Here is a 24,118-nt window from a genome sequence, read left to right as displayed (position 1 = left end):
AAGGGAAAAACCCATGTCTCAAATCATGTACAACTATCCTGCCATGCTGGCGCATGCCAGCGAGATGGCAAGCTACGCAGGCGCTTTGCACGCCGTCGGCACCGACATCGCCAGCGAGCAAGCCGCGCTGGCGAGCGGATGGCAGGGCGACACGGGGATGACCTACCAGGCGTGGCAGGCCCAGTGGAACGCCGCCATGGAGGAACTGATCCGCGCATACCGCGCGATGGCGACCACACACGAGACCAACACCATGTCGATGAGCGCCCGGGATCAGGCCGAGGGCGCCAAATGGGGTTGAGTGAGCGCGAATGCCGTTGAGCTGACCACCGACTCGGCCTGGTTCCTCGCCGAGTCGTGCGGCGCAGGCTCGTTCCCGTGGGTGCTGGCGATCACCCAGCCGTACACCGACCACGCGCACCGCACCGCGTTCGAGGCGGCACAGACCGATGAGCTGAGGCGGCTGGGTGTGGTGGCCGCGGACGGCACCGTCGATCCTGCGGTGACGCAGTGGATTCTGGCCATCTGCCGGCCAGCGCAATGGCTGGAGATGCGGTTCGTCAGGGGCCGCGGCGAGATGCTGCGCGGCGTAATCTCGCGCACCGACGGCAGGACGGTCGTCGCGCTGCGGTCCGCTGATCTGGTCACCTTCACCGCGATGGATATCGACCATCCGCATGCGCTGGTGCCCGTTGTGACGGCGGGTCTGGACAGCCGGTGGCCCGCCAGATTCGACGAGTTCACCCTCCCGGCTCGAGCAGGCGCGCGCGCAGACGAGCAACTGCGGGCCGGGGCTGACCTACGAGACACCGTGGAGTTCTTGGGAATACCGTCCTCAGCACGAGCCGCGGTGGAAGCGGCGTTCGACTGGCGCAGGACCTACGTGGAGATCGTCGCCGGGCAACACCACGACGGTCACCACATCACCACCGACGTCGGCGTGAGCATCGTCGACACCACCGAAGGCCGGATCCTCGTCAGCCCGTCACGGGCGTACGACGGGGAATGGGTGTCGGCCTTCGCCCCCGGCACCCCGACCGCGATCACCGCAGCCGTCGACCGCCTCAGCGCCACGCTCCCCGACGGGTCATGGTTTCCCGACATCAACCTGGCCCGAGACTTCGACAGAACGGAAAACCGATGCCCGACACCGCTGTAATGTCGATCGTGCGGGTCGCCGTGCTCGCAAGCGCCGACGACGGTGGCCGAATGACCGAACTGGCACTCCCCGCCGAGCTACCGCTGCGCGAGATCCTGCCTGCGGTACAACGCATCGTGCTGCCGGTCGGCGAGGACGCGAACCCGCCGGGTCTGCTCAGCCTCGCCCCCATCGGCGGCGCGCCGTTCAGCCTCGACACCACCCTCGACACCGTCGGAGTGGTCGACGGTGATCTGCTCGCCCTGCAACCGGTGCCCGCCGGCCCGCCCGCGCCGCGCATCGTCGAAGACATCGCCGACGCCGCGGTGATCTTCTCTGCGGCGCGAGAGCGACCCTGGGGCGCAACGCATATCCAGCGCGGCGCCGTCATCTCGGTGATCGGGCTGATACTGGTGATCACCGGTCTCGGGGTAGCGCACCGCTTCGCGACCGGTACGAATCTCGGACAGTTCGTGGTCAGCGCGGTGGCGGCCGGCACGGTGCTTGCCGCGCTCGTCAGCCGCCTCAGATCGCCGCGGCTCTCCGCGGCATTGGCGGTGACGGGACTGGTGCCGGTGTGCGCCGCGTTCCTGCTCGCTGTGCCAAGTGAATTCGGGCCGGCTCAGCTGATGCTGGCCGCCGCAGGAGTGGCGGCGTGGTCGATCGTCGGCATCACCATCGCGCAGCGCGCGATCGCATTGTTCACCGCCACCGCAGTGGTCGGTCTCGGCGTATTGCTGGCGGCCGCGGCGGACACGTTGTGGGAGTTGCCGATTGCGACGCTCGGTTGCGGCCTGGTCTTGTCGGCACTAATGGTCACTGTGCAGGCCGCCCCGTTGGCGGCGCTGTCGGCCCGGTTCCCGCTGCCGGTCATTCCCGCGCCAGGCGATCCCGCCCCGCCGGTGCAGCCGCTCACGGTGCTCGAGGATCTGCCGCGCCGGGTCCGGATCAGCGACTCGTACCAGACCGGGTTCATGGCCGGTTCGGTGTTGCTGTCGGTCACCGGATCGCTTGCCCTGGTCGGCCCGGCGGGGGCGTCGCCGTGGGCGTGGTACGTGGCGGGTGCGGTGGCCGCGGGTGCGACTCTGCGCGCGCGAGTGTGGGATTCGGCGCCGTGCAAGGCATGGCTGCTCGGGCATTCCTACCTGCTGGCGGTCGCGCTGTTGGTGACGTTCGCCGTCACGAAGCGCTACGACGCGGCGTGGTGGGCGCTGGCCGCGCTGGCTGTGCTGGTCGCGGTGTGGGTGGCGGTCGCGCTGAACCCGTCGATCGGCTCCCCGGACAGCTATTCACTGCCGATGCGGCGATTGGTCGGTTTCGCCGCGTCGGCGATCGACGCGTCACTGATCCCGGTGATGGCGTACCTCGTCGGCCTCTTCGCGTTGGTGCTGAATCGGTGATCCGGCGGCTGATCGGCTTGGTGGCCGTCGTATTCGCTGTAGCGGTGAGCGCGGGGCCGCCTGCGGGTGCCATCGCGCCGCCGGAAGTGGCTCAGGACGCCACCCCGCCGCCTGGCAGCGCCGGACCGGTGGCGCCGATGGTGCAGCGCGGCCAGTGCGTGAGTACAGGCGTGCTACCGAACACCGATCCCCGCATTGCCACACCGAACCAGCTGTCGCTCAATCTGTCCGAAGCATGGCAGCACAGCAGGGGAGACGGCCAAACGGTCGCCGTCATCGACACCGGCGTGCAACCGGGACCGCGTCTGCCCAACGTCGAAGCGGGCGGGGACTTCGTCGAATCCACCGACGGCCGGACCGACTGCGACGGGCACGGCACCCTGGTGGCGGGCCTGATCGCGGGTCAACCGGGTGACGACGGTTTCGCCGGCGTCGCGCCTGGAGCGCGGTTGATCGCGATCCGCCAGACGTCGGCCAGATTCGCACCGCGCAGCCCTGGGCCGGACCCGGATTCGGCGCGGGCAGCGGTGGAGGTGGCGAGCCTGGCCCGCGCGGTGGTGCGCGCGGCCGACCTCGGCGCGCGGGTGATCAACATCTCCGCGGTGACATGTCTGGCCGCGAACAAGACCGTCGACCAGACGGAACTCGGGGCCGCCCTGAAATACGCGGCGGTGCAAAAGGACGCGGTGATCGTCGCGGCGGCAGGCGATATTCGCGGTGGGCTGACCGTGGGATCGACGTGCGGGGCTAATTCAGGGGGCTGGGCTGACGTCACGTCGGTGTCGATCCCGTCGTGGTGGCAGCCGTTCGTGTTTTCCGTCGGCTCGGTCGGGGCGAGCGGCCTGCCCTCTGAGTTCACCATGGCGGGTCCGTGGCTCGGCATCGCGGCGCCCGGTGAGCACATCGTCTCGCTGAGCAACGCGCCCGGCGGCGAATTGGCGAACGCGCTGCCGAATGATCGGTCGGAGCTGTTCGCGATCAGCGGTACCAGCTTTGCCGCGGCCTACGTCTCCGGTGTTGCGGCGTTGGTGCGCAGCAGGTTTCCCGATCTGACGGCGGCCGAGGTGATCCACCGGATCACCGCCACGGCGCAAGGTGCCGCGCGGTCACCGTCGAATGTGGTCGGCGCCGGCCTGGTGGATGCGGTGGCCGCACTCACCTGGGATGTCACGCAGAGCCCGCGGTCGGATCCAGGGGCGGTCAGGCAGGTGGCCGCGCCGCCGACACCTCCCGAGAAGGACACCACGGCGCGCAACGTCGCCTTCATCGGCACGGCGGTGCTGTTGTCGGCTGCGCTGGTTGCCGTCGGCATTCATCGACGAAAGGAGTCGGCCCGATGACGACCAGGATGGCGCTGGCGTTGTTGTGCATCGTCCCCGCTGCGATGGCGTACCCGTGGCGGTCGATGGGCGATCGCTGGCTGCTCGCGGTCGCGGTGGTAGTCGTGTGTGTGCTGTTCGCTTGGTGGCGAGGCGCGTTCATCACGGGACGGTTGCGCCGCCGCCTCGGCATGTGGCGCCGTCGCGGTCGGTCGACAGGCGTCCATCATTCGTCGTTATTCACGACCGTGCTGCTAAAGCTGGACGGACCGGACCAGGTGCCCGTTGGCTTGATCGCAGGCTATCTCGACCGGTATGGCGTGCGATGCGACAAGATCCGGATCACCAGCCGCGACCTCGACGGTGCACGGACGAGGTGGATCGGTTTGACGTTGGGCGCCGTCGACAACCTCACCGCCCTGCGGGCCCGCTCACCGCGAATCCCTCTGCACGACACCGCGGAAGTGGTGGGCAGGCGGTTGGCGGCGCACCTGCGTGAAGTGGGATGGGACGCCGTACTGGTCGACGCGGCCGATGGCCCTGTGCGCCCCGGCGCGAAGGAGAAATGGCACGGGCTTCGTGACGAGGCGGGCTACCTCGCCGCCTACCGGGCCGCAAATCTTGAAGACGTTCGTGCCGTACCGACGGCCGAGGTGTGGACCGCGGTGGAGATCAGCGGCAGCGCAACCGATCTACACACCACGACGGTGTGCGCGATCCGTACGCCGGACAAGCCGGTGGGTATCGCCGGCCTCACCCCGTTGAACGGCCGTCACCGTCCCGCACTCGACGCGCTGAGCCCGATGTCGACGCAACGCATCGACGCGCTCATCGGAACATGAACTCGCCCATGAACTTTGTCATCCGGCGTAGATAGTCGGGCTGGCTGACGTGCAGGATGTGGTTGCCAGGAAACCAATGGAACGCGCACCGGTCCCAGTGCTCCCACAGCATTTCGGCCTGCTCGGGCGGCGCCAACCTGTCGCCGAGGCCGGTGATGATCAGCCGTCGATCCTTCGGCACGAGCGGCGGGTAGTTCAGCGGCGAGGGGTACTTGGTGGCCTCCCGCACCACTTCTTCGTCCGCGCCCGCGATAAGATCGCGTAGCCGGACCGCGTAGTTCGCGGGAAACCACTCGTCGACCGTCCTGTCCGGGGTGACGACCGGGACGTTCGGAATCACGGCCTGAATGCGGTCGTCGACACAGGCGATCAGCGCCGAGGTGTATCCACCGAGCGACATCCCGGTCAGCGCCACCCGGTCCACGCCGGTGAACTCCAGGTAGTCGATGAGCGATCGGAAGTCGTGAACGGCCTGCGCCATCGCCTCGGCGAATCCGGCGAAGCCATGCGCGAAGAACCCGTAACCACTGAAAAGTGAACCCTTTTCGGCCCGCGCACCGTGAAAGGGCAAGGTGTACAACAGGACGTCGTAGCCGGACCGGTAGAACCACGGCAGCGAGAAGAACAGGCCGTTGAACAGATACGGCGATCCCATGAACCCGTGGATCACGCACAGGGTGGGGTGCGGGCCGTCGTCGTGCACCCAGTGTTGTGCGCGTACCACGTTGTTGCGGACGTACCCGCGGCATTGTTCGCGCAGCGCAGGATTGACCGCAGCGAAGCTGCTGTCGAAGCGGAGGTTGTTCACCCGGCCTTTGGCCATCCATTCGGCGACCGGGTTGGCGGGCCGCGACGAGATCCGCGGTGCCACGGTCGGCTTCGGAAAGGACAGGTCCGGGTCCCGCACGCTGGCCAGTTCGGCGTAGAAGCGCAGGTGGTCACCTTCGGCCTGGGCCTGCGACCGGCGCAGGGCCGTCGCGAGCATGGTCGGCACCATCGTGACGCTCAGCAACGACGCGATCGCGGTGCGCAGGCCGATGTCGGCCGCCGCGGACGAGTCGACGATCAGCCGTTGCCGCAGCGTGAGGTCGATGCGCCGGGGCAGTCCACGCGCGGACGCGTCGGCGCCGGGGACATCGGGGACAGGGATGGGCGGATCGACGGGCACGGCGTCGGAGTCCCGCGAACTGGCCACATCCGCATGGTAGCGCTCAATTCAGGCGATACACCGTCGATCCACCGACGAATGCGCCGGGATAGTTCGCGTCCACCCAGTCGGCGATCTCACGGGTATGCGACGCGGTGTGCAGTGTGCTGTGGATGACTTCGCCGTGCACACCCGGTGAGGTCGGACCGCGGCCCGCCTCGACGTAATACGTGATCTTGTGCGCGTGAACGGCGTCGATGAACTGCTGCAGCGTGGGCACCGGGTCACCACTCCAGCCACCGACGGCCATCACCGCAGTGCCCGAGGCGATTTCGAGAGCGGCGGCGGACTGTGAGCCGTTGGTGGCCGCCGACCATGGCGTGTGCGTTGCCGCCAGCATGGCTGCGAGTTGCGGATTGGTGGCTTCGTCGTTCATCCAGCCGCCCGCGACCACCGACGAGCGCACCGCCGTTGGCATCGTCCCGTGGTGGGCGGTGGCGGCCGTGGCGACCGAGAATGCGACGGTGCCCGCAAGTCCGGCGACGGCACCGGCCGCGAGTGCCGCTACCGGCGGCCGGTGCCACAGCAGGGCTAGGCCGCTGACCGCCGCGACGACGAGGACCACCCATGGCAGCCAGTGTGGGCCAAAAGTGTTGCGGTGCAGCAGGACAGCTGACGGCACCGCAGCCAATGCGATGATCGTGAACAGCGCGAGGCGGCCGTCCCATCGAGACCTTCGTCGCCATGACCACACCGAGCCGATGCCCACCAGCGCGGCGATCGCGGGCGCCAAAGCGACCGTGTAATACGGGTGGATCATCCCGCCCATGAAGCTGAGCACCACCGCGGTCACCAGCAGCCATATGCCCCACATCAGCCACGCGCACAGTTCACCGCGGTTCAGCGCGTGGCGCAGGGCCAGATACCCGCCGAACGCGACGACGAACGCTGCCACCAAGATCAGCCAGGAAATCTCGTTGGCCATTTCGCCGGTGAACAATCTGTGCAAACCCGTGCGACCACCGAACATCGGACTCGACCCGCCCCAGCTGCTCGATGGCCTACCTGCGCGATGGTGACCGAGCAGCCGATTGATTCCGTTGTAGCCCAACGCCAGATCGAGCACGGTGTTGTCCGTCGACCCGCCGATGTACGGCCTCGCACCGGCAGGAATCAGTTGCACGACAAGCACCCACCAGCCCGCCGACACCACAAGGGCGCCGACGCCGCCGAGAAGGTGAAGTAGGCGCCTACCCCAAGAGGTCGGCGCCACAAGCAGATACGCCAGTCCGAACCCCGGCATCACCAGGAAGCCCTGCAGCATCTTCGTCAGGAACGCGGCGCCCATCACGGCGCCAACGGCCGTCAGCCAGCGCCACGACGCCGTGGTCGTGGCGCGCTGGAGGCAGTAGGCGGCGATCGTCAGCAGCAGCACCAGGAGCGCGTCGGGGTTGTTGAAGCGAAACATCATGGCTGCGGCGGGCGTCACGGCCAGTACTGCGCCGGCCAGCAATCCCGCCGCGGCGCCCTGATCAGGATCGGTGAACGCGCGTCGCACCGCGCAGTAGCCCACTGCGACGGCCGCTACACCCATCAACGCCTGCGGCGCCAACACCGACCAGTGGTTCATGCCGAACATGCGCACCGAGAGTCCCGTCACCCACAGGGACATAGGCGGTTTGTCGACCGTGATGAAGTTCTGCGAGTCGAGCGATCCGAAGAACCACGCCGACCAACTCTGGGCACCGGCCTGCGCGGCGGCGGCGTAGAAGGTGTTGCCGTATCCGCTGGCCGACAGGTTCCACAGGTACAGCACCGCCGTCGTCACCAACAACGCGCCCAACAGCCAACGCGACCAGCGTGCAGCGGGAGTGTGCACGGAGGTCGCCGCGGGCACCGGTTGCTCGACGACGGTTGTCACACGCGTACGGTGCGGTATCTACCAGGCGCGGTCCTGTGCCGCGGCTGCGAACCCACTGTGAGTCGCGTTGGTGCGACACTGGCGTCATGTGGAATCCCGACGTCTATCTGGCCTTCGCCGACCACCGAGGGCGGCCGTACTACGACCTCCTCTCGCGCGTCAACATCGACAAGCCGCGCCGCGTGGTCGATCTCGGTTGCGGCCCCGGTAATCTCACCGCGACCCTCACCCAGCGCTGGCCGAGTGCCGCAATCGAGGCGTGGGACAGCTCGCCGGAAATGGTGGACGCGGCCAGGCAGAGAGGCGTCGACGCCCATGTCGGCGATGTGCGGGAGTGGACGCCGAAATCTGACACGGATGTGGTGGTGACCAACGCAACGCTGCAGTGGATACCGGACCATGTCGAGTTGCTTGTTCGGTGGGCCGGTCAGCTGCCGCAGCGGGCGTGGATCGCCATGCAGGTGCCTGGCAATTTCGACGCGCCGTCGCATCGAGCGGTACGTGAGCTCGCTAGGCGGGAGAAGTGGTCAGAGCCGTTGCGCGACTTCCCGTTTCGCGAGGGTCAGGTCGAAGACCCTGAGGGCTATGCCGCATTGCTCAGCGACGCGGGTTGCACGGTCGATGCATGGGAGACCACCTACATTCACCCGCTGAGCGGCCAGAATCCGGTGCTGGACTGGATCACCGGCACGGCGCTCACGCCGGTGAAAAGCCGTCTCGACGAAGAACAATGGCAGGACTTCCGACGCGAGCTGATCCCGTTGCTCGACGAGTCGTACCCGGCGCGCGCCGACGGTACGACGTTCTTCCCGTTCCGCCGGATCTTCGTGGTGGCTCAGGTCGGCAGCCCGTCACGTGCCGCGTCGGCCCGATAGCGGTCCACCCACTCATCGGAGCGTTGGTCGGCCTGGCGTTCCAGCACAGGGGAGGGCGCCAGCCGCCGGTCCTGGCCCAGCGCCTCGAGGATGTCGCCGACGATCTCGGTGAGGTTGCGCCACAGCACCGGATACGAGATCTCGATGGGGTTGACATCTTCCTCGTCGAACCATGTCCGCCAGCCCTTTTCCTGCTGTTGCAGCATGGTCACCACGTGTGCGATCGCCCCGGCGTGGTACTCGGCGCGCGAGTCGCGCACCGGGTCCGGCCTGCCGCGCCAGACGCGGGTCTGAACCGCCCGCCAGAACGAAACCGCCTGGGACACAACGTCGGGACGGTAGACATGGATGAGTAACGGGTCGCTGCCCACGACGTCGCGAATGGCCGAAAGTAGACCGGTGCCCGAGCGGTCGGACAGACCGTCGGCGCGTTGCAGCAGCAGCGGGGTCTGATTCCACATCAGCTTGCCGCCCCAGATTCCGTTGGGGGTGCGCCCGACGGTGCGGATGTAGTCACGCCAGATCTCCGGCGGCGCGAGGTCGGGCTTGCCCTCGTCGAGCGGATCGAGCAGTCGCAGGACCGACGCGTCGTCGATGCCCTCGAACCACTGTCGCGGCTGAGGCGACTGGCTGGTGCTCGGAAGGTACTGGAAAAACTCGCCTGGCTCGCCCGCCACCCCCGTGGCCCGCAGCGACTCCACGAGAAGTGTGCTGCCACTGCGCTGCGAGGCAAGCACCAGATACGCGGTCGGATGCGACATACGCGTGAGCCTAATGGCAATCAAATCGCCTGGCAGCATTGATGATTGCGATCACAATGAGTAAATCTATGGACCGCTGCGATGGTCCTCCTCAACACCGCGTTCGGACGCGATCGCCGATCGGCTGGTGACCGCAAGGCCGTGAATGCGGAGGTAGGTTTCGGCGTAGCGCTCGGCGATTCGAGTGCCCGCGAAGTCGGACGGGATGACGTCGTTGGTCTTGTGACGCCAATCGTCGAGGAGCAGCGCGAGGTCGTTCGCGATGGCCTCGGTCTTGTCCGAGACGTCGGCCTCCAGCAGGTTGTGCGACTCGGCCGGATCCTCGACGAGGTCGTAGAGTTCGCGCTTGGGCCGCGGCGTGTGCACCAGCGGTTCCATGATCCGGCCGGGTGCACTTTCGGCGATGTCCCAGGGCAGGTCGAGTAGTGCACGCTCCGCGTAGTTCTCGATATAGCTGTACTCCTTCGTCCGGATGGCGCGGATAGGGTCGAAGGAGTCGTGATAGGTCTTCGTGGTGTAGACCTCGGAGCGGACCGGGGCGGTATCCACGGTGCGCAGGCTGCGGGCATGCGACAGGCCCTCGACGTCGGCAGGAATGTCGACGCCGAGCAGTTCCAGAAGCGTCGGCAGCAGATCGACCCCGCTGAACAGCTCGTCGTAGATCTGAGCCTCGATGGCTGCGGTTCGGGGTGGCCGCACGATCAACGCGATACCGGTCCCCGCGTCGTAGAGCGTCGACTTCGCGCGCGGTAGTGCAGGGCCGTGATCGGTGATGAAGACGACCCACGTCGACTCCGCCAGTCCCGTCTGGTCCAGCGTGTCGAGCAGTCTGCCCACTGCGGCGTCGGCGACGGAGATCGCACCGTAGAACTCGGCGAGGTCCTGGCGGATGTCGCCGGCATCGGGCAGGTAGTCGGGCACCGTGACGTCGTCAGCGTCGGCGGGCTGATAGCGGTCACGAGGATACGGCCGGTGTGTCTCGAAGAAGCCGGCGGTGAGAAGGAATGGCTGCCGCGGTGCGTTGGTGAGCCATTCGGTGGCGTGCTCGACGACGTACTCGCAGTAGGAGTTGGATACGTCGAACTCGTCGTAGCCGAGCTTGGCGGGATAGGACGTCTCGTGCTGCATACCGAATAATGCTGTATACCACCCGGATTCGGACATGTAGTGCGGCAGCGTGCGGACACCCGCGCGATACTCCCAGCCGTGGTGCGCGAGGCCGACCAGGCCGTTGCTCTGCGGGTAGCGGCCCGTGAACAGCGATCCGCGCGACGGCGAGCACAGCGGCGCGGTCGCGTGTGCGCGGGTGAACAGGATGCCTTCCGCGGCGAGTTGATCCAGGTGCGGACTGGACACGTCGGTGTGGCCGTAGGCGCCGAGGTAGCGGCCGAGGTCGTGCCAGTGCACGAGCAGTACGTTGTCCCGTCTTGCGGTCACAGCCTCTCCCTTTCCGTCGGTCCACCGAAACAGGGCGCACCGCGATTCGGCAACCCTTTGGCTCACCGACGAAGTTATCCACAGCTCGAGCCATGGTGGTGGCGGATCCGTCGGTTGGCTGAATAGTGTCGAACCTATGTTCGATTCGTTGGTGGCGGCTACCGCGGGTCTCTCGGGTGCCGGCGCGGTGGGGGCGTGGGCGCGAGTGGAAAACGCCGCGTGTGCCCGCCGGCTGGCGGCCAGCGCCGACATGCTGGAAGCGCGGTTGTCCGCCGACGGGTCGGCCGAGCGGGATCAGTGGTGTCTGGACAATTGGGATGCGGTGGCCGCCGAGGTAGCCGCTGAGCAGAACGTCTCGCACGGGGTCGCCTCGCATCAGTTGTTGGTGGCGATGGCGCTGCGTGAGCGGCTGTCGCGGCTGGCGGCGGTGTTCGCCACCGGGGCGCTGTCTTATCGGCTGGTGGCCGCGATCGTGACGCGCACCCAATTGGTGCGCGACCCCGACGCCCGTGCGGCGCTGGACGCCGCGATCGCTGCCGAAGCCGAGAGTTGGACCCGTTTGTCGGTGGCCAACACGCAGACCGCCATCGACGCCTTGATCGAACGCTTCGATCCCGGCGCGGTGCGGCGCGCCGAGCGCAGCGCCCGTGGCCGGCATTTGGACATCGTGGTCAGCGATGACGGCAGCGGCGTCGACACCATCGAGGGCACGCTGCTAGCCCCGCACAGCGCCGCACTCAACGCACGGCTGCGCACCCTGATTCGTGGAGTCTGCGCCAACGATCCGCGCACCGTCGATCAGTTGCGCTCGGATGCCATGGGCGCGATCGCCAATTATTCCGACCGACTGGCCTGTGAGTGTGGTGACCCGCACTGCCTCGCCGCCACCGCCCCCGCGGCCCCGGCGTCGGGTGGGGCAGTGATTCATGTGATCGCCGAGCAGGCCAGCCTCGACGATGACACCCCAGTGCAACTCGACGGGCAGACACCACCGCTGTTCGACTCGGATAAGCCGTGCGGGAACGCACGATCGCCGAGCTGAGCGCCCCCGAACCGATGCCCGGACCGGCGCACACCAACCCGGCAGCGATCATCGGCGGCGGGATCGTGCCCGCCCCACTGCTGGCAGCCAAACTGGCCGACACCGCGGTCATTCGGCCGCTGATTCACCCCGGTGACGCGCCACCGGAACCGCGCTACACCCCGTCGCGGGCGCTGGCTGAGTTCGTCCGGTGTCGCGATATGACGTGTCGTTTCCCGGGTTGTGAGGAACCGGCCTACCACTGCGACTTGGACCATACGATCGCCTATCCGGTAGGGCCGACGTGCGCGTCGAACCTGGCATGCCTGTGTCGAAAACACCATCTGCTCAAGACTTTCTGGGGCTGGTCGGCGCGACAGTTGCCCGACGGCACCCTGATCTGGAGCGCACCCAGCGGGCGGACCTACACCACCTATCCGGGCAGCTGGTTGCTGTTTCCGCAACTGTGCGCACCGACCGCGCCGGTCGCCGCGCCCGCCGACACACCGCCGGCGGCCTCGGGTCTGATGATGCCGCGTCGGACACACACCCGCGAGCACTACCGGCAACGCAGCATCGACGCCGAACGCCGCCTCAACGACACCCACATCGCCGAACGCAGCAAACCCCCACCCTTCTAAAGCTCAACGGATTCAGGGCAACCTACGGGTGGTAGGGCACGCCCACCGCGCGGAAGACGTACTCGGGCGGCACATCGAACGCGAGCGATCGGCGGGGTAGCCGCATGAGCAGGTCCTCGGGCAGCGGCTCCTTGTAATGCAGCGACAGGTGACCGGAGCAGCGCGCGTCGACTTCGGCGACGTCGACGTCGAGCACGAGACCCATCGCGGACAACTCGGCTTTCACACTGCCCTGCTGTGGGGCGTCCCAGCGCTGATCTATGGTGCGGCCCGCCAACTTCGGCACCGACGACAATGTGCCGAGTACCCGCTGATTGGTCAGCACCAGCGAGCCGACGTAGCTCGAGATGCTGCCCTTGGACCGCATGCCGGGCACCCGCCCGGTGAACCGCCGCGTGACGGGAATGAACTCGGCGATGTGAAGGATGCCCTCGGCCTGGAGTTCGGCGCGGACATCGTCGGGCAGCTTGCCAATCCCCAGCATCTTTCGCAGAAAGACAGCCATGGTCAGCAACCCTACTGGCAGTTCGCAGCGTGGCAGATTGTCCAGGTGGTACAGCTGGAAGGGTGGGGACACCGCGTAACAACTGGTTGATCGCATCGGCGGTGCTGGGCGTCGCGGTGTTCGTCCTGATGTGGGTCGGCTTTGTGCTGAACTGGGGTTGGCTCGCGGCCATCGACTCCTCGACGCTGAGCGTCGGCCACGACTATGCGCTCGGACATCCCGGCTGGGTGACCGCGTGGAACCTGTTCTGCACTGTGCTGGGCCCGACGGCCTTCCGCCTCGTCGCGTTGGTGTGGATCGTCTTCGCGCTGACGCGTCGCAACGTGCGTGTCGCGATGTTCCTGTTGATCAGCGTCGAGCTGTCCGGGCTGCTCACCGAGATCGCCAAACTCGCGGCGAATCGGCCCCGTCCGTCGACGGCGTTGGTGCACGCGCTCTCGACGTCGTTCCCTTCCGGGCACGCGCTCGGCGTGACGGTCGGGGTGCTGGCGTTGTTGACGATCGTGCTGCCCATCGTGCGCCCCCAGGCGCGCGGCTGGCTGATCGCGCTGGGCGCCGTCATCGCCATCATGATCGGAGTGGGCAGGGTGGTGCTCAACGTTCATCACCTGTCCGACGTCGTCGCCGGATGGGCGCTCGGCTACGCCTATTTCGTCGCGTGCCTGCTCGTGGTGCCGCCGACGCGGCCCGTCACGGTAACGGACGAAACACCGGCAGCGCTCGGTACTTCGCGCTGAACGATGCCTCGCTGACCTCCGTGCCGACTTCACCGTCGCGGGCCAGCACGGTCGGCCCGTCGACGGCTTTGAAGCTGAACTCCGGCACCCGAAGCTCGTGGTAGAGCGGGCTGCGTTCCAACCGGCCCAGCGCCAGCGCGACGAGGATGCGTGTCCTGCTCAACCGTCGGCCGGTCTCCAGGATCCGGACGTCCAGCAGCCCGTCGTCCATCCGGGTGCGTCGCGACGGCGCGAAACCGGACGGCAGATACGTCGAGTTGCCAAGGAAGAACAGCGAAGTCTGCAGTTCCTTGTTGTCGTAGGCGATGCGCACCGGCTGGTCGTGCCGAAGCGTGTGCAGCATTGCGTACAACCCCGCAAGCGGCTTCCCGATCTTGTGCTCGAGCTTTTCGCGCGTCTGCACGAACGTCGGATACGCGCCGATGCTGGCGGTGTTGATCACCATGTGCCCCTCGTTCAGGCACACCAAGTCGACGCACCCCACGCTGCCGCGCTGCAACGCATCGACGGTCTTGCCGACGGTGTCGCAGCCGATGTCCTTGGCGAAGTGGTTGAACGTGCCGCAGGGAAACACCGCCAGCGGGATCCCCGCCTGCAACGACACACTCGCCGCGCACGCCACCGTCCCGTCGCCGCCGCCGACCGCGAGCACTTCGGCGCGCTCCGCGGCCTTGCGCAGCACTTCCTCCACATCGTCGCCCTCACCGAGTTCGACGATTTCGGTCTGCGGCAACGACTCTCGGACCTCGTCAATGATCTTCGCGCCGGAGCCGCCGCCCGATGCCGGATTCACCACCAACACCACACCGGCGCCGTCTGGCCGTTCCGGTGTGGCGACCCGCAGCGGATCGGCCGCCGGGATCTTGGTGACCACTACCGGCGGCACCACCCGCCCGCCCAGCACCGCGATGCCTGCGCCGATACCGAACCCCGCGAACACGTCGCCCGGATAGTGCGCCCCCGTCGCCACCCGGGACAGCCCGACCAGACCCGCAAGCAACGCCATGCCCAAACCCAGCGGCGGGCTCTCCAGACCGACTCCGACCGCGAACGCCGCCGCGCTCGCCGAGTGGCCCGACGGCAGCGAGTTCGACGTCGGCGACCGCCAGCCACGCCTGGCGAGGGGCACCGTCAGCCGGTTCGGCCTCGGCCGTACCCAAACCCGCTTGGCCACCTGATTGGTCACCAGACTGGTCAACGCCAACGACACCACTCCGCGCGTCGCGCCGCGCCTGGCCGACGGGCCGCCGAGCGCCCCGAGCAGCACCGCGAGGGCGAACCACAGTTTGGAGTGGTCGGCCGCCCTGGTCAGCCTGGGCATGGTGGCGTCCAACAGCGGACTCGGCGACTCGGCGATCGCCTCGAAAACCTCGCGGTCCAAGGTCCCCAGACCCTGTCCGATCTGCCGGACCCCTTGTAGGCGCCCACGCACGGGCAGCAAGCTCATGATCTCTACTTAGCCCCATCTCGGCGTTCTCAATCGTGTCTGAACCTTGACTTGACCCTAGCTGTGGCACCACTGACCATGGAGGACGTGCGCCGACTGCTGGCTCTGCTGTGCGCGGGAGCCGTCTATCTGACCGCGGCGCCCGTGGCGCTGGCCGAGTACACGCCGTGGTTCGCCCCGCAGGTGGGCAACGCGACCCAGGTGATTTCCGTTGTGGGAGCGGGCGGTTCGTCAGCGAAGCTGGATGTCTTCCAACGCGGTCCGAACGGGTGGCAGCCGCTGCGCGCGGGCATCCCCGCGCACGTCGGCGCGAACGGATTCGCACCCCAGACCCATGACGGCCAGATGAAAACCCCGCTCGGCATCTACACGCTCGACTTCGCGTTCGGTACCGCGGCCAATCCGGGCGGCGGCCTGCAATACGTCCAGGTGACGCCGGATCACTGGTGGGACGGCGATATGAAGAGCCCGACCTACAACACCATGCAGGTCTGCAAGAAGCAGGACTGCCCGTTCGACACGGCGCCCGCCAGTGGCACCGAGAACCTCGACATCCCGCAGTACAAGCATGCTGTCGTGATGGGTGTCAACAAGGCCAGGGTGCCCGGCAACGGCGGTGCGTTCTTCCTGCACAGCACCGACGGAGGTCCCACCGCGGGCTGTGTGTCCATCGACGACGGCACGCTGGTGGAGATCATCCGCTGGCTTCAGCCAGGCGCGCTGATCGCGATCAGCGAGTAGCGATCAAATGTCAAGCGCACGACCGGTTTTCAACTTGAAATTGAGGTTCTCGGTCGACATGGTGGCGTCGTAGGTCCGGTCGTAACCGGTCTTGCTGATCTTCCATCCGCCCGCGGTCCTGCGGTACTGGTCGTGGTAGAACGCGGCGCCGATCAACATGAAGTTGAAGTCCGGCACGATCACCCGGTCCTGCAGGTACCACGTGCCTGACGCCTCGTCTCCGTCGACGGTGATCTCGGGGTGGGTGACGCGGTGCTCGGTGATGATGTTGGCGGGCATCGAGGTCCGCATGAACTCGACGAGTGAGTCCCGGTCGGTGAAGTGGTGTGACTCGCCGATCGAGGCGTCGTAGTCACCGATGATGTCCTCGGTCAGCGCGTCGGCAAAGTCGTCCCAGTGCTTGGTGTCCAGCGCGCGCAGGTACCGGTACTTGACTTGCTGGATCTCCTCGATGTCGCCCATGGCGACAGGCTACTGAGCAGCGGTCAGATTCCGCGTCGCAGGTCCCTCGAGCAACGTGCCGTCTGGTGCGAAGCGTGACCCGTGCAGCGGGCATTCCCACGACTGGTCGGCGTCGTTCCAGTTGACGATCCCGCCGAGGTGCGGGCACACCGGCGACACCCGATGCTCGACGCCGTCGACGACGCTGCGGGCCTCCAAATCCCATGGCGGGCCGCTGACGACACCACCGCTGTCCGGCGTGCGGTTGCCGATGCGCGTCACCGGAGTGAGCCAACCCCTGGCCAGATACAGCCCCACTTCCATGTTCAGTTGCATCGCCTTGGGGATGCCCGACAACTCGTGCGGGCTCCAACTGGCGAACGCCTGGGCCCAATCCATCCGTCCGCCCAGGATGATGCTGGACAACGCCAGCGCCGCGGCCGTGCCGTTGGTCATCCCCCATTTGTCGAAACCCGTTGCGACGAAGATGTTGTCGTTGCCGGGCAGGATCGGGCCCACGTACGGCAATTCGTCGATCGGGGTGTAGTCCTGTGCCGACCAGTAGTGGGTCTGCATGGCTCCCGGGTACGTCTTCTTGGCCCATGCGTCGAGTTCCTGCACCGAGCAGGCCGGACTCTTCTGATGGCCGACGGGATGCCCCGCACCACCGACGATCAGCCGATCGCCGTCAGCGGTGGGCGCGTAACGCACCGAGCGGGTCGGCGAATCCGCCGAGATGTACATGCCACGCGTGATGTTGCCCGGCACCTTGTACGCCATGCAGTACGACCTGCTCGGCTTGAGCCGGGCGAAGAACCCGCCACGGTCGAGGATCGGGATGCCCGTCGCCAGCACGCACTGCTTGGCGAGTACGTCGAACTCGCCACCGTCAGAAGTGCGTACGTTCAACGCCAGGCCATCACCCTGACCCGAAACCTTTTGCACCCGAACGCCTTGCGCGAGTCTGCCGCCTCGTTCTTCGAGTTCGACGATCAGGCTGTCCAATAGCGGCATCGGGTCGAACTGCGCTTGGTGGGCAAGCCGGACACCGCCCGCGAACGCGAACGGCACGTCGGCTTCGTCCACCCACTGGACGTCGAGGCCGGCCGCCTTGCAGGCGTCCAACTCCTGGCGCACCGACGGCACACCCTTCTCCGACTGCGCATAGGTGTAGGCGTCTTCGCGCTGCACCGAGATGCCGTGCGCCTCGCAGTGGGCGATCAGCCACTCCTGGCCCTCACGGTTGCCGTCGACGTACTGTTGCGCGGTCTTCGCTCCGTGCTTGCCGACGATCTTCGACATCTTGGTGCCCTGCAACAGACTGATCTTCGCGGTCGTGTTGCCGGTCGCACCGGCCCCGGCGGTGTGTGCCTCGAGTACCAGGACGTCCTTGCCGGCCCTGGCCAGCAGCACCGCCGTGATCAGGCCAGTGATCCCGGCGCCAACCACCGCGACGTCCACTTTCCGGTTCTCCTCGACCAGTGGATTGGGCTGTTGGGGCTTCTCGATGCGGTCGGCAAGCCACAGTGAACTCATGGCCAAAGCTGTACCCAGGCCAGCAAGGACGAAACCCGGGTCAGCCCTCAGAAGTCGTTGTTGTGGTTGTCTCCGTCGCTGTCGCGATGGTGGTCGGCGTGGCGGGTGTTCCAGTCGAAGTTGAAGCCCCATTCCGGATGCAGAATTCACCTGGGCACCAGTGGTAGCTCGGGAACTCTCCGATTTGAGCGGACGCGACCGTCGCCGCTGAAACACCTGTCAATCCAAGTCCGGCCGCGACGATGAATGTCGTTGCTGCACAGCGCGCCAATGTTTTCACGCGGTAAACGCGAACATCGAATCCTGTGCTGCAGCTATGCGGTTGACTCCAACCAGCTGGCAAAGCAGCCCAAAAAGCGGAGTGTCTAAAGAAATTGGGGTTGTCGGCCCGCTATGGTGTCCTCCGTTATGAGCGACCCGTTGGGGTTGTCGATCGGGACGACCAACCTGGTCGCGACACTAGTCGGCAATCAACCAGTGATCAGGCGCTCGGTGTTGACCGTGTTCGGCAATGCCGCGCCCGAAGTCGGCGTGCCGTCAGCGCACGCCGGCGGCATCGTGCTGAGCGGGTTCGTGGAACGGGTCGGCGACCGGGTGCCACTGGTCGCGCCCGACGGGTCGTCGCATTCCGCCGATTCGCTACTGGTCGACGCCCTGCAGGCGATGGTGGTGGCCACCGGCGGCCAACCGTCGCCGCAGACCGCGATCGCCGTCCCGGCGCACTGGGGCACGTCGACGATGTGGGCGCTGCGCAACGCGCTGCGGGCCAACTCGACGTTGGCGCCCAACGGTGTGCCTGCCCGGTTGGTCTCGGACGCCGTGGCGTCGCTGACCGCCCTGCACGCCAACCTGGGCCTGAGTCCCAACGGCGTGGTGGCGCTGCTCGATTTCGGCGGCGGCGGCACCAGCATCACGCTGGCGGACGCGGCGGCGGGGTTCGTACCGATCGAGGACACCATCCGCTATGCCGACTTTTCCGGTGATCAGATCGACCAGGCGCTGTTGAACCATGTGCTGGCGGGCATCACGGCCGCGGGCGGCATCGACCCCGCAGCCACCGCCGCGGTCGGTTCGCTGACCCGGTTGCGCGAGGAGTGCCGCGGCGCCAAAGAACGACTGTCCGCCGACACGGTGACCTCACTGATCGCCGACCTGCCGGGGTACCGGTCGGGTGTGCGGGTGACGCGCTCGGAACTGGAGAGCCTGATCGCCGAACCGCTGGCCGGTGCGCTCGCCGCTCTGGATAACGCCTTGGAGCGCAACGGGATCGGCTGGTCCGACGTGTCGGCGGTGGTCACCGTCGGTGGCGGTGCCAGCATCCCGATGATCACGCAAAGGCTGTCCGAGCATTCGCGGGCGCAGGTCGTGGCGACACCGCAACCGGCGCTCGACGCCGCGGTCGGGGCCGCGCTCATCGCCGCCTACGGCGCCGAGTCCGACCTGCAGACCGGGATGGCGCCTGGCATTCCCGCGGAGGTCACCGCTGCGCTCGATGCGCCAGCGTCGTCGACATTCCGCGCGCTGGCATGGTCGCAGGACGACGACAGCACCGACGATGTGGTGCCCTACACCGGCGATGTCTACGACCCACCGACCACCGGTGCGCGTCCGCAGGTGCAGTACGTACCGCCCACCGAACCCATCGAAGAGCAGCGCAGCAGCTGGAACCGACTGCCGCAGTTGATCTTTGGGCTGGCCGCCGTGGTCGCGGTGATAGCCGTCGGTGGGGTCGCAGTGGCGCTGACCAGCGCCAGTGACGCCACCAAGGCCACCGATCCGCCGAAAACCGCCACCTCGGCTCCGCCGCCACCACCGCCCACCAGTGCCGCACCACCGCCGTCGACTCCGCCGCCGGTCGAGACCGTCACGGTGACCAGCGAGGCGCCGCCACCACCGCCGTCCACCACGACGTATGTGCCGCCGGTGACGACGACGACGCACTTCACCACCACGACAACCCCGCCGACGACAACCACGACCACCACCACGTCGCCGACGACGACCACCACCACGACCACGACGACAACAACCACGACAACCACCACGACCGTGCCGATGACCACGTCGTACATCAAGGTGCCGTTCGTGCCGGTTCCGATCCCTATCCAGGTGCCGCAGACGCAGGCGCCGGAATACCAGCCGCCGCCGTACCAGCAGCCGTATCCCTATCCACAGGAACCGCAGTACCTGCAGCCTCCGCAATTCCCTTAGACGGCAGCCTTTTCGACGTTACGCGGATGGTGGCAGGCGGCGACGTGTGCCGCGGCATGTTCGAGCAGAGCGGGTTCGTCGGTGGTGCAGACCTCAGTGGCCCACGGGCAGCGGGTGTGGAAGCTGCATCCCGGTGGCGGATCGATCGGGCTCGGCACATCGCCCTGCAGCACGAGGCGCTCGCGTGCGGCGTTGAGTTTCGGATCGGGGATCGGCACCGCCGACAGCAGCGCGTTCGTGTACGGGTGAATCGGTTTGCGGTACAGGTCCTCGGTCTCCGAGTTCTCGACGACCTTGCCCAGGTACATCACTGCGACGCGATCGGATACGTGCCGGACCACGCCGAGGTCGTGGGCGACGAACAAGTAGGACAGGCCGAATTCGTCCTGGAGCTCCTTGAGCAGGTTGATGATCTGCGCCTGCACGGACACGTCGAGTGCCGACACCGGTTCGTCGGCGACGATGAACTTGGGCTGCAGCGCCAACGCCCTTGCGATACCGATGCGTTGCCGCTGGCCGCCGGAGAATTCGTGTGGGTATCGGTTGTAGTGCTCGGGGGACAGACCGACCCGGTCGAGCAGTTCCTGCACCCGGCGTTTCAACGCGGCGCCCGTGGCGATGCCGTGCAATTCCAGCGGATCGCCGATGATCTGGCCGACCCGCTTGCGTGGATTCAGCGATGCGAACGGGTCTTGGAAGATCATCTGCATCTGCCTGCGCAGCGGGCGCAGGTCACGCCGCGACCGGCCCACCAACTCCTCGCCGAGGAACCGCACCGACCCTGACGTGGGGTGTGTCAGTTGCAGGATCGCCCGGCACAGCGTTGATTTGCCGCATCCGGATTCGCCGACCAGCCCGAGTGTTTCACCCTCGCGTAGCGAAAGACTGACACCGTCGACTGCACGCACCCTGGCGACTTCGCGGTCCACCACCACCCCGGTCTTGATGGGGAAGTGCTTGACCAGGTCGCTGACCTCCAGCAGCAGATCGCCCTTGCTCATGAAATCACCTGCGCCCGAAGCGTTTTCTTGTCTTCGGGGTCCAGCCAGCACCGGTCGAGATGCATTCCACCTGCCCGCGGTTCCAACGTCGGGTGTTCTGCGCACTTGTCGAACTCGTGTGGGCAGCGCGGTGCGAACCGGCATCCCGTCGGCGGGGCCAGCAGTGACGGCGGCTGTCCGGGAATCTGGGCCAACCGGTCGGTGCGGGTCTGGTCCAGACGCATCAGCGAACCGAGCAGTCCCCACGTGTAGGGGTGTTGCGGGTCGTAGAAGGTCTCGTCAAGCGTTGCGTTCTCGACAATCTGGCCGGCGTACATCACCAGCACCCGGTCGGCGATCTCGGCGACCACCCCGAGGTCGTGGGTGATCAGGATGACGGCAAGGCCGCGCTCGCGGTTGAGTTGGTCGAGCAGGCGCAGAATCTGCGCCTGCACCGTCACGTCCAGTGCGGTGGTGGGTTCGTCGGCAATCAGCACATCCGGTTCGAGCGCGAGGGCCATTGCGATCATCACGCGCTGCCGCATGCCGCCCGAGAACTCGTGCGGATAGTGCCGGACTCGGCGTTCGGGGTTGGGGATGCCCACCGACCGCAGCAGTTCCACCGCGCGTTCTGCCGCTTCGCGTTTCGACACGTCGCGGTGTGCCCGGATCATCTCGGCGATCTGGTCACCGACGCGGTAGACGGGGTTCAACGACGACATCGGGTCCTGGAACACCATCGCGATCTGCCCGCCGCGGATGTCCCGCAGTTGGTCGTCGTCGAGGCCGTTGAGTTCGCGGTCGTGGTAGGTGACCGATCCGGTGATCCGCGCGTTGGGCGCCCGTGTCAACCCCGTGATCGTCTGCGCCGTAACACTTTTCCCGGAGCCCGATTCGCCGACGATGGCCAGTACTTCACCGGCCTGTAGCTCGAACGAGACGCCGCCGACGGCCTGCACCACACCGTCTTCGGTGGCGAAGCTGACCCGCAGATCGTCCACCTTGAGGATGGCGCTCACGCTGGGGCCGCCTCTCCGAGTCGGATTCGGGGATCGAGCACCGCGTATGCGATGTCGACGATCGTGTTGAACAGCACGATGAAGAACGCGCCGAACAGCGTCACGCCGATCAGCGGCGGCAGATCCAGGCTCCGGATGGCCTCACCGGCATACAGGCCGACGCCGTTGAGGTTGTACACCGTTTCGGTGAGGATGGCGCCGCCGCCGACCACCATGCCGAAGTCGAGGCCGAACAGCGTGACGACCGGGATCATCGAGTTGCGAAGCACGTGCCGGATCCGCACCTGCCGTTCGGACAGCCCCTTGGCGCGCGCAGTGCGCACATAGTCTTCGTTCATCGCGTCGAGCATGTTGGAGCGCAGCAGTCGACTGTAGAACCCGACGTAGAGCACGGCCAGCGTGAGCCAGGGCAGGATCAGGTGATAGGCCCACTCCGCGGGATCGTCGGTCAGCGGCACATATCCACCGGTCGGGAACGCCTGCACCTTGAACGTGAAGAAGTACAGCAGGATTGCGGCCAGCCAGAATACCGGCATCGAGATCCCGACCAGCGACAGGATGGTCAACGCGCGGTCGGTGATCTTGCCCGCGTGTACCGCGCTCATGTAGCCGAAGATCACCGCGAGCACCATCCAGATCACCGCCGCCCCGATGCACAGCGAGAACGTCGCGGGCACACCGTCCCAGATCTGCTGGACGACGTTGCGGTCCTTGGCGTACGACATCAACTGGCCGGTGAAGATCTGCCTCATCATCGTCAGGTACTGAATCGGCAGCGGCTGATCCAATCCGAGGTCGGCACTGACCCTGGCGATCAACGCCGGATCGGCGTTCTTGCCCGCGATCCGTGCCGCCGGGTCGGAGTTGGGAATCACGTTGAAGATCAGGAACACGATCACCGAGATCGCGAACAGCACCGCGATCATGCCGAGCAATCGGCGGGCGACGAAACGAGCCATCAGTGCTCCAGCCGGATTTTCGCGCGCGGATCAAGTGCATCACGCAGCCCGTCGCCGAACACGTTCAGCGACAACACCGTCGCGATGATCATCAAGCCGGGAACGATCGTCAGATGCGGTGCGGTGTAGATCATTTCGTAGCCGTCAGCGATCATGGTGCCCCACGACGCATTGGGGGGGCGGACGCCAGCGCCGAGGAACGACAGGGCGGATTCGAGCAGCATGTTGTTGGCGATGTTCAACGTGAAGAACACGATGATCGTCGAGATGACGTTCGGAAGCAGTTCGGAGAACATGATCCGCAGCGGACCCTTGCCCTGGGCGACGGCGGCCTCGATGAACTCCTTTTCCCGCAGTGCCAGGATCTCGCCCCTGATCGGTCTCGCCATGTACGGCACGTACACGAAGCCGATGATCAAAATCGGGATCCAGATCGAATCACCGGCGATCGCAAGGGGGCCCAGCTTCAGACCGCCGATGGCCAACGTGGTGCCCAACGCGATGCCGAGCAACAGCACCGGAAAGGCCCAGATCACGTCCATCACCCGGGACAGCACCGAGTCGATCCAGCCGCGGTAGTAGCCCGCGAGCAGAGCGACGATCACCGACAGCACCGTGGTGACGGCGGCGGCCGCGAGGCCGATGTAGATCGATGTGCGCCCGCCGTACATCAGTCGCACCATCACGTCGCGACCGTTCTGGTCCGCGCCGAGCAGATACTGCCCGTGCAGGCCGGGCCCGATCGGGGTGCCGTCAGTGCCCACCACGTTCGTCGGCTGACCGTCGATCAGCACCTTCTCGGTGATGTGGTTCTCGTTCGGGCCGGTGTGCGCGACGTGTTGCGCCCACAGCGGTGCGGCCAGGCAGAACAACACGATGAGCACGAAGACGCCGCCGCAGAACAGCGCGACCTTGTTGCGCCGCAGCCGAAGCCAGGCCAGATACCAGGGGCTGCGCCCCTGGATCTGCGAGGCGGGCACACCGGTGGGAAGCGGCGGTTCTCCTGGGATCTCCAGTTCGCCTACGGTAGCGACCATCTT

Annotated in this window: 23 protein-coding genes; 11 read left to right on the top strand and 12 right to left on the bottom strand. The window is 66.7% G+C overall.

All coding sequences use genetic code 11. The features are described from left to right. Positions 1–13 precede the first annotated feature (13 nt). From A5724_RS25850 to eccE, 5 genes are read left to right on the top strand one after another with little or no spacing between them, the layout of a single operon-like run. Entirely contained in the window at positions 14–301 is a 288-nt protein-coding gene (locus A5724_RS25850) for a WXG100 family type VII secretion target (protein ID WP_067809036.1), read from the top strand. Then, positions 302–1,159: an ESX secretion-associated protein EspG gene (locus tag A5724_RS25845; RefSeq protein ID WP_067809035.1), complete on the top strand. Its 858-nt coding sequence runs from the start codon at positions 302–304 to the stop codon at positions 1,157–1,159. Beyond that, entirely contained in the window at positions 1,141–2,538 is a 1,398-nt protein-coding gene (gene eccD / locus A5724_RS34785) for a type VII secretion integral membrane protein EccD (protein WP_067809034.1), read from the top strand. The genes A5724_RS25845 and eccD overlap by 19 nt, the downstream gene beginning before the upstream one ends. Next, positions 2,535–3,878, top strand: a complete 1,344-nt coding sequence (gene mycP / locus A5724_RS25835) for a type VII secretion-associated serine protease mycosin (RefSeq protein WP_067809032.1) — start codon at positions 2,535–2,537, stop codon at positions 3,876–3,878. Before eccD ends, mycP begins: the two co-directional genes overlap by 4 nt. Further along, positions 3,875–4,699, top strand: a complete 825-nt coding sequence (eccE, locus tag A5724_RS25830) for a type VII secretion protein EccE (RefSeq protein WP_067809029.1) — start codon at positions 3,875–3,877, stop codon at positions 4,697–4,699. The genes mycP and eccE overlap by 4 nt, the downstream gene beginning before the upstream one ends. Here the strand turns inward: eccE and A5724_RS25825 are convergent. Together A5724_RS25825 and A5724_RS25820 are read right to left on the bottom strand one after the other, a co-directional pair. Further along, a complete protein-coding gene (locus A5724_RS25825; RefSeq protein WP_067809027.1) occupies positions 4,686–5,894 on the bottom strand; it encodes a S9 family peptidase in 1,209 nt (402 codons plus the stop codon). The two genes, eccE and A5724_RS25825, sit on opposite strands and share 14 nt — an antisense overlap. Positions 5,895–5,910: 16 nt before the next feature. Beyond that, positions 5,911–7,767, bottom strand: a complete 1,857-nt coding sequence (locus A5724_RS25820) for a glycosyltransferase family 39 protein (RefSeq protein WP_082965273.1) — start codon at positions 7,765–7,767, stop codon at positions 5,911–5,913. A gap of 86 nt (positions 7,768–7,853) precedes the next feature. Between A5724_RS25820 and A5724_RS25815 the strand changes: the two genes are divergently transcribed. Then, the gene (locus A5724_RS25815; RefSeq protein WP_067809025.1) at positions 7,854–8,642 is read left to right on the top strand and encodes a trans-aconitate 2-methyltransferase; all 789 of its coding nucleotides are present in this window, start codon (positions 7,854–7,856) and stop codon (positions 8,640–8,642) included. Here A5724_RS25815 and A5724_RS25810 read toward each other — a convergent pair. Both A5724_RS25810 and A5724_RS25805 read right to left on the bottom strand, forming a co-directional pair. Then, the gene (locus A5724_RS25810) at positions 8,603–9,403 is read right to left on the bottom strand and encodes a Stf0 family sulfotransferase (protein ID WP_067809021.1); all 801 of its coding nucleotides are present in this window, start codon (positions 9,401–9,403) and stop codon (positions 8,603–8,605) included. The two genes, A5724_RS25815 and A5724_RS25810, sit on opposite strands and share 40 nt — an antisense overlap. Before the next feature lie 66 nt (positions 9,404–9,469). Then, positions 9,470–10,840, bottom strand: coding sequence for a sulfatase (locus tag A5724_RS25805; RefSeq protein ID WP_067809019.1), 1,371 nt, complete (start codon positions 10,838–10,840; stop codon positions 9,470–9,472). Between the two features lie 136 nt (positions 10,841–10,976). Between A5724_RS25805 and A5724_RS34780 the strand changes: the two genes are divergently transcribed. Together A5724_RS34780 and A5724_RS34775 are read left to right on the top strand one after the other, a co-directional pair. Beyond that, the gene (locus A5724_RS34780; protein ID WP_232004982.1) at positions 10,977–11,882 is read left to right on the top strand and encodes a DUF222 domain-containing protein; all 906 of its coding nucleotides are present in this window, start codon (positions 10,977–10,979) and stop codon (positions 11,880–11,882) included. Next, the gene (locus tag A5724_RS34775) at positions 11,855–12,502 is read left to right on the top strand and encodes an HNH endonuclease signature motif containing protein (protein WP_232004981.1); all 648 of its coding nucleotides are present in this window, start codon (positions 11,855–11,857) and stop codon (positions 12,500–12,502) included. The genes A5724_RS34780 and A5724_RS34775 overlap by 28 nt, the downstream gene beginning before the upstream one ends. A 22-nt stretch (positions 12,503–12,524) precedes the next feature. On the opposite strand, the gene A5724_RS25795 is transcribed toward A5724_RS34775, so the two are convergent. Next, positions 12,525–13,007 carry a hypothetical protein gene (locus tag A5724_RS25795; RefSeq protein ID WP_067809017.1) on the bottom strand — a complete coding sequence of 161 codons (483 nt, stop codon included), beginning with the start codon at positions 13,005–13,007 and terminating at the stop codon, positions 12,525–12,527. Positions 13,008–13,135: 128 nt separating this feature from the next. On the opposite strand from A5724_RS25795, the gene A5724_RS25790 reads away from it, so the two are divergent. Further along, positions 13,136–13,744, top strand: a complete 609-nt coding sequence (locus A5724_RS25790; protein WP_082965299.1) for a phosphatase PAP2 family protein — start codon at positions 13,136–13,138, stop codon at positions 13,742–13,744. Here A5724_RS25790 and A5724_RS25785 read toward each other — a convergent pair. Next, positions 13,698–15,191 (bottom strand): bifunctional phosphatase PAP2/diacylglycerol kinase family protein, encoded by a 1,494-nt coding sequence (locus A5724_RS25785; protein WP_067809013.1) that lies wholly within the window; start codon positions 15,189–15,191, stop codon positions 13,698–13,700. The two genes, A5724_RS25790 and A5724_RS25785, sit on opposite strands and share 47 nt — an antisense overlap. 87 nt (positions 15,192–15,278) lie before the next feature. On the opposite strand from A5724_RS25785, the gene A5724_RS25780 reads away from it, so the two are divergent. Further along, on the top strand, positions 15,279–15,932 hold the full coding sequence (locus A5724_RS25780) for a L,D-transpeptidase (protein WP_067809508.1): 654 nt from the start codon (positions 15,279–15,281) through the stop codon (positions 15,930–15,932). Between the two features lie 3 nt (positions 15,933–15,935). Here the strand turns inward: A5724_RS25780 and A5724_RS25775 are convergent, their stop codons facing one another. Both A5724_RS25775 and A5724_RS25770 read right to left on the bottom strand, forming a co-directional pair. Continuing rightward, entirely contained in the window at positions 15,936–16,394 is a 459-nt protein-coding gene (locus tag A5724_RS25775) for a nuclear transport factor 2 family protein (RefSeq protein WP_067809011.1), read from the bottom strand. Between the two features lie 9 nt (positions 16,395–16,403). Further along, positions 16,404–17,909, bottom strand: a complete 1,506-nt coding sequence (locus tag A5724_RS25770; protein ID WP_067809009.1) for an FAD-dependent oxidoreductase — start codon at positions 17,907–17,909, stop codon at positions 16,404–16,406. A 408-nt stretch (positions 17,910–18,317) separates the two neighbouring features. Here A5724_RS25770 and A5724_RS25765 point away from each other — a divergent pair, with 408 nt between their 5' ends. Next, positions 18,318–20,120, top strand: coding sequence for an Hsp70 family protein (locus A5724_RS25765; protein ID WP_067809007.1), 1,803 nt, complete (start codon positions 18,318–18,320; stop codon positions 20,118–20,120). Here the strand turns inward: A5724_RS25765 and A5724_RS25760 are convergent. The 4 genes from A5724_RS25760 to A5724_RS25745 are packed head-to-tail and all read right to left on the bottom strand — an operon-like array spanning position 20,117 to position 24,115. After that, entirely contained in the window at positions 20,117–21,121 is a 1,005-nt protein-coding gene (locus A5724_RS25760; protein WP_067809005.1) for an ABC transporter ATP-binding protein, read from the bottom strand. The two genes, A5724_RS25765 and A5724_RS25760, sit on opposite strands and share 4 nt — an antisense overlap. Further along, complete coding sequence (locus A5724_RS25755; RefSeq protein WP_067809003.1) at positions 21,118–22,119, bottom strand: ABC transporter ATP-binding protein; 1,002 nt, start codon at positions 22,117–22,119, stop codon at positions 21,118–21,120. Before A5724_RS25755 ends, A5724_RS25760 begins: the two co-directional genes overlap by 4 nt. After that, a complete protein-coding gene (locus A5724_RS25750) occupies positions 22,116–23,078 on the bottom strand; it encodes an ABC transporter permease (RefSeq protein WP_067809001.1) in 963 nt (320 codons plus the stop codon). Before A5724_RS25750 ends, A5724_RS25755 begins: the two co-directional genes overlap by 4 nt. Continuing rightward, complete coding sequence (locus tag A5724_RS25745) at positions 23,078–24,115, bottom strand: ABC transporter permease (RefSeq protein WP_067808999.1); 1,038 nt, start codon at positions 24,113–24,115, stop codon at positions 23,078–23,080. Before A5724_RS25745 ends, A5724_RS25750 begins: the two co-directional genes overlap by 1 nt. Positions 24,116–24,118 lie beyond the last annotated feature (3 nt).

This window comes from Mycobacterium sp. ACS1612, assembly GCF_001667505.1.
In the GTDB taxonomy this organism is placed as follows: domain Bacteria; phylum Actinomycetota; class Actinomycetes; order Mycobacteriales; family Mycobacteriaceae; genus Mycobacterium.
The sequence above is the reverse complement of the archived record's forward strand: the minus strand, read 5'-3'. Positions and strand labels throughout refer to the sequence as shown.

Excerpts from the sequence above, each read along its gene's own strand:
- eccE (WP_067809029.1), top strand. The coding sequence starts at position 3,875 with ATGACGACCAGGATGGCGCTGGCGTTGTTGTGCATCGTCCCCGCTGCG.
- A5724_RS34780 (WP_232004982.1), top strand. The coding sequence starts at position 10,977 with ATGTTCGATTCGTTGGTGGCGGCTACCGCGGGTCTCTCGGGTGCCGGC.
- eccD (WP_067809034.1), top strand. The coding sequence starts at position 1,141 with ATGCCCGACACCGCTGTAATGTCGATCGTGCGGGTCGCCGTGCTCGCA.
- A5724_RS25790 (WP_082965299.1), top strand. The coding sequence starts at position 13,136 with ATGTGGGTCGGCTTTGTGCTGAACTGGGGTTGGCTCGCGGCCATCGAC.
- A5724_RS25795 (WP_067809017.1), bottom strand. The coding sequence starts at position 13,007 with ATGGCTGTCTTTCTGCGAAAGATGCTGGGGATTGGCAAGCTGCCCGAC.
- A5724_RS25765 (WP_067809007.1), top strand. The coding sequence starts at position 18,318 with ATGAGCGACCCGTTGGGGTTGTCGATCGGGACGACCAACCTGGTCGCG.
- A5724_RS25785 (WP_067809013.1), bottom strand. The coding sequence starts at position 15,191 with ATGAGCTTGCTGCCCGTGCGTGGGCGCCTACAAGGGGTCCGGCAGATC.
- A5724_RS25745 (WP_067808999.1), bottom strand. The coding sequence starts at position 24,115 with ATGGTCGCTACCGTAGGCGAACTGGAGATCCCAGGAGAACCGCCGCTT.
- A5724_RS25775 (WP_067809011.1), bottom strand. The coding sequence starts at position 16,394 with ATGGGCGACATCGAGGAGATCCAGCAAGTCAAGTACCGGTACCTGCGC.
- A5724_RS25815 (WP_067809025.1), top strand. The coding sequence starts at position 7,854 with ATGTGGAATCCCGACGTCTATCTGGCCTTCGCCGACCACCGAGGGCGG.
- A5724_RS25770 (WP_067809009.1), bottom strand. The coding sequence starts at position 17,909 with ATGAGTTCACTGTGGCTTGCCGACCGCATCGAGAAGCCCCAACAGCCC.
- A5724_RS25810 (WP_067809021.1), bottom strand. The coding sequence starts at position 9,403 with ATGTCGCATCCGACCGCGTATCTGGTGCTTGCCTCGCAGCGCAGTGGC.
- A5724_RS25760 (WP_067809005.1), bottom strand. The coding sequence starts at position 21,121 with ATGAGCAAGGGCGATCTGCTGCTGGAGGTCAGCGACCTGGTCAAGCAC.
- A5724_RS25750 (WP_067809001.1), bottom strand. The coding sequence starts at position 23,078 with ATGGCTCGTTTCGTCGCCCGCCGATTGCTCGGCATGATCGCGGTGCTG.
- A5724_RS25850 (WP_067809036.1), top strand. The coding sequence starts at position 14 with ATGTCTCAAATCATGTACAACTATCCTGCCATGCTGGCGCATGCCAGC.